We start from the raw sequence: 3,939 nt of genomic DNA on the forward strand, positions 1-3,939 counted from the left end.
AGTGCCGGTCCTGGTAGTAGGCCACGGCGGCGCCCGAGGCGACCATCACGACGGCGAAGGCCAGCCCGGCCGGCACGGTCCGGGTCCGGCGCGGCCCGCCGGCACGGGACCGCTCCCGGTCGGGCCGGCGTCCCGGTCCGCTGCCCGCCCGTACGGGCCGTTCCCCGCGTACGGGCCGTTCCCCTCGCCCGTGCCGTTCCTCCCGTTCGGACCGCTCCCCGCGTCCGTGCCGCTCTCCCCGTCCGTGCCGCTCTCCCCGTCCGTGTCGTTCCCCGCGTCCGTCGCGCTTCCCCACGATGGGAATCCCCCCATGTCTTTCCGTGTCGGTGGTCAGGCGGCGGTCCCCCGGGCCCGTCCGTGCAGCACCAGGTAGAAGGTGCCGAGCGACTCCTGCGGGCCGCCCGCCTCGAACCGGTTGTGCACCTTGCCGACCGGGTTCCAGATCCGGCCGTCGGGCATCCGGACCCCGACCGGCTGCCCGAAGTACGCGCGCTGCCGCTCGTCGAGGTCCACCCACACCCCGCCCGCGCGGCGCACGAGCACCTCGCCGACGTAGGCGCCGAGGCCGAACAGCGTGTCGTGCGCCCGCTCGCGGTCCGCCCCACCCTTGCGGAGCCCGTCGACCAGGGCGTCGACCAGGCGCAGGCTGGCCACGGAGTAGTCCAGCGGGAGCCGGCCCCGGGCGGTCGCACGGGTGACGAAGGCCGCCGCGCACAGCCGCATCCGTCCCGCACCCGGTATCCACTCGTCCGTCGCCTCCATGCGACACCGCCCCTCAACTCGCCCCACTGGGGCACTCGTTCGAATCCTCCGGGAAACCAAGCGGACGCCGGGCCGTGATCATCACGTGTCGCGGACGTGGCGATCACCACACAGTCAACTCACAGGGCGCATACAACCTTTCGCCTTCTCGTACGTCCGCGAGGCTCCTCGGGGGATCTGCGGGTCCGGTGACGCCACGTGTGACGTTTGACCTGCGCTCGGCGCTGGATGAGTGCCACCTGTGGGACAGGCGGTGTCCATGTGCTTTTTCTAGGGGTGGGGTAGTTGAGTCCACGCAGGACCCATGCGTACAAGCCGCTCAGCCTGAAACGGCGGGCCTGGCTGACCGTCGGAGCCGTCGTGCTCAGCGGCGCGGGCGTCGTCACGTACGCGATGGCCGATCCGTCGTCCGCGCCGGCCGACCCGCGGGAGGAGGCCCGCGAGCCGAGCATCCACACGCTGGAACTGGAGAACCGGGGGGCGGGCCGCCGGGGTCTCGACCGGCAGGCCACGGAGCGCTTCAGCGCGGTTCTGGTGACCTGGGACAACCCGGAGGCGGACGCCAAGGGCACGCCCGAGGTGCGCACCCGGGACCTGGAGACCGGCAAGTGGTCCGGCTGGCAGGAACTGGAGGACGAGCCGAACCAGGCCGACGGCGCGGAGGGCGAGCGGGCGGCGACCCGCGGCGGCACGGCGTCGCTGTGGACCGACGACGCCGACGGCGTCGAGGTGCGCGTGGTGAACGCCGACGGCACCCAGGTGGGCGGCCAGCCGGCCGGTATGGACGTCAAGCTCCTCGACCCGGGCACCGACCCCGAGGGCGCGCCGACGGTCGCGAGCATGGAACCGGCCGCGTTCAGGGCGGAGACCACGGCACCGGTGACCACGGAGCCGGCGCAGACGCAGACCACCGGGGCGCCGTCGGAGACGGCCGCCACGGAGACGGCCGCCCCCGCGGACACGACGTCCGCGGAGCCGACCGGCACCCCGTCGGAGACGACGGCCACGGACACCGCGTCCCCCGAGCCGACGCCCACCGTCCCCGAGCCCCGCCCGTCGACGGTCGTGAAGCCGCCGGTCATCACGCAGGCCGAGTGGGGCGCGTCCACGGACTACGACGGCACGCCGAGCTACGGCACCGACATCAAGGCCGCCGTCATCCACCACACCGGCGTCGACAGCGACAACAGCGTCTCCTGCGCCGACTCGCGGGCCCGGATGCGCTCCATCCAGCAGGAGCACTTCGCCCGCGGCTACTACGACATCGGCTACAACTTCGTCGTCGACCGCTGCGGTCAGATCTTCGAGGGCCGCAGCGGCGGCATGGACCTGCCGGTGGTCGGCGCGCACGACATCGGCTTCAACACCGACACGCTCGGCATCTCGTACATGGGCAACTTCGAGAGCGCCCACCCGAGCCGGGCCGCACTGGACTCGATCGCACGGGTCGTCGCCTGGAAGTTCGGCATGTACGGCATCGACCCGACCGGAAAGGTCACGCTGACCTCCGGTTCGGAGGCCGGCGACAGCGGCAACAAGATCGACAAGGGTGAGTCGGTCACCCTGCCGCGGGTCTTCGGCCACCGGGACACCAACAACACGGCCTGCCCCGGCAGGAACCTGTACCCGAAGCTGTCCCGGATCGCCTCGCTGGCCAAGACCCCGGGCATCTCGCACGCCCTGGCCACCTCGGACCACAACCGGGACGGCCTCGCCGACCTGGTCGCCGGCACCCCGAAGGCCTCGGGCGGCGGCAGCGTGACCGTGATCCCCGGCGGGCTGAACGGCCCGGTCGCCGGCGCCAGGAAGACGATCACCCAGAGCAGCGCCGGCGTCCCCGGCTCCAACGAGTCCGGTGACGGCTTCGGCACCTCCACCGCCTGGGGCGACGTCAACGGCGACGGGTACGCCGACCTCGCGATCGGCATCCCCGGCGAGGACGACACCACCGGCGACGCCGACCGCGGCGGCGTCGCGGTGATGTACGGCCCGGAGCTGAACACCGGCTTCTCGTACGGCACGACGGGTGTCACGGAGACCGGCGCCAGGTTCGGCACCACGGTCGCCGTCGGCGACTTCAACGGTGACGGCAAGGCGGACGTGTTCGCGGCCGGCACCGGCCGGGGCGGCAACTGGAACGCCCGTCACACCGACGGCGCCACCAAGTACGGCACGCTGACCGGCGCCACGGGCGCCGTCTCCCACCTGGACGCCGCGAGCGGCGACTTCAACCGGGACGGCTACGCGGACATCGCCCTCAACTACCGCGACACCGGCGGCACCAGCCGGGTCGTCCGCTTCGCGGGCTCCGCGTCCGGCCTGACCAAGGCGGGCGTCATCTCCGTCAAGGGCGGGCGTTCCATCGCCGCGGGCGACTTCGACAACAACGGCTACGACGACATCGTCATCGGCCAGCCGGCGGCCGCCGAGTCCGGCGGCACCACGCCGGGCGGGCGGATCACCATGGTGCTGGGCACGTCGTCCGGGTTCACCACCACCGGCATGAGGACGATCCACCAGGACACCTCCGGCGTCCCCGGCGCCAACGAGTCCGGGGACGGGCTGGGCACCTCGGTCTCGGCCGGCGACTACAACCGCGACGGCTACGCGGACGTCCTGGCCGGCGCCCCCGGCGAGGACCTCTCCCGCAGCGGCACCCGCAGGGACGCGGGCCAGGTGCTCCTGTTCCGCGGCGGCTCCTCCGGGCTCACCGGCTCCGGCGCGACCGGCGTCTCCCAGGACACCTCCGGCATCCCCGGCTCCACGGAGTCCGGTGACCGGTTCGGTTCCGCGGTGTCCCTGACGGACCTGTCCGGCTACGGCCGCGCGGACCTGACGGTCGGCGCCGAGGGCGAGGACACGTCGGACGGCGTGCTCCTGTACCTGCCGAGCAACGGCTCGGGCCTCGGCTTCGGCGACTCGTACGTCTTCGGCAAGGGCACCCTCGGCCTGGCGGCGGACGTGCGGATCGGGCAGACGCTGACGCCGTAGGAACGCACCACCGGTACGACGACGGCCGGGCCCCGCGCACCATGCGGGGCCCGGCCGTTCCGTGTCCGCCGCGGACCACCGCCCGGCCGTTCCGTGTCCGCCGCGGACCACCGCCCGGCCGTTCCGTGTCCGCCGCGGACCACCGCCCGGCCGTGATCAGCCGGGCGCCCAGCCCGGCGGCACGGG

2 protein-coding genes and 1 pseudogene are annotated in these 3,939 nt (G+C 73.4%); 1 reads left to right on the forward strand and 2 read right to left on the reverse strand.

Annotation, left to right across the window (positions count from 1 at the left end; all coding sequences use genetic code 11):
• Together B7767_RS47370 and B7767_RS23185 are read right to left on the reverse strand one after the other, a co-directional pair.
• A pseudogene (locus B7767_RS47370) lies at window positions 1-295 on the reverse strand (hypothetical protein); the annotation flags it as partial.
• Between the two features lie 35 nt (window positions 296-330).
• On the reverse strand, window positions 331-762 hold the full coding sequence (locus B7767_RS23185; RefSeq protein WP_085573891.1) for a hypothetical protein: 432 nt from the start codon (window positions 760-762) through the stop codon (window positions 331-333).
• Between the two features lie 393 nt (window positions 763-1,155).
• On the opposite strand from B7767_RS23185, the gene B7767_RS23190 reads away from it, so the two are divergent.
• Window positions 1,156-3,753, forward strand: coding sequence for an FG-GAP-like repeat-containing protein (locus B7767_RS23190; protein WP_373408232.1), 2,598 nt, complete (start codon window positions 1,156-1,158; stop codon window positions 3,751-3,753).
• The last annotated feature ends 186 nt before the right edge of the window (window positions 3,754-3,939 follow it).

The sequence above is a fragment of the Streptomyces sp. 13-12-16 genome (assembly GCF_002114215.1).
GTDB lineage: Bacteria > Actinomycetota > Actinomycetes > Streptomycetales > Streptomycetaceae > Streptomyces.

Excerpts from the sequence above, each read along its gene's own strand:
- B7767_RS23185 (WP_085573891.1), bottom strand. The coding sequence starts at position 762 with ATGGAGGCGACGGACGAGTGGATACCGGGTGCGGGACGGATGCGGCTG.
- B7767_RS23190 (WP_373408232.1), top strand. The coding sequence starts at position 1,156 with ATGGCCGATCCGTCGTCCGCGCCGGCCGACCCGCGGGAGGAGGCCCGC.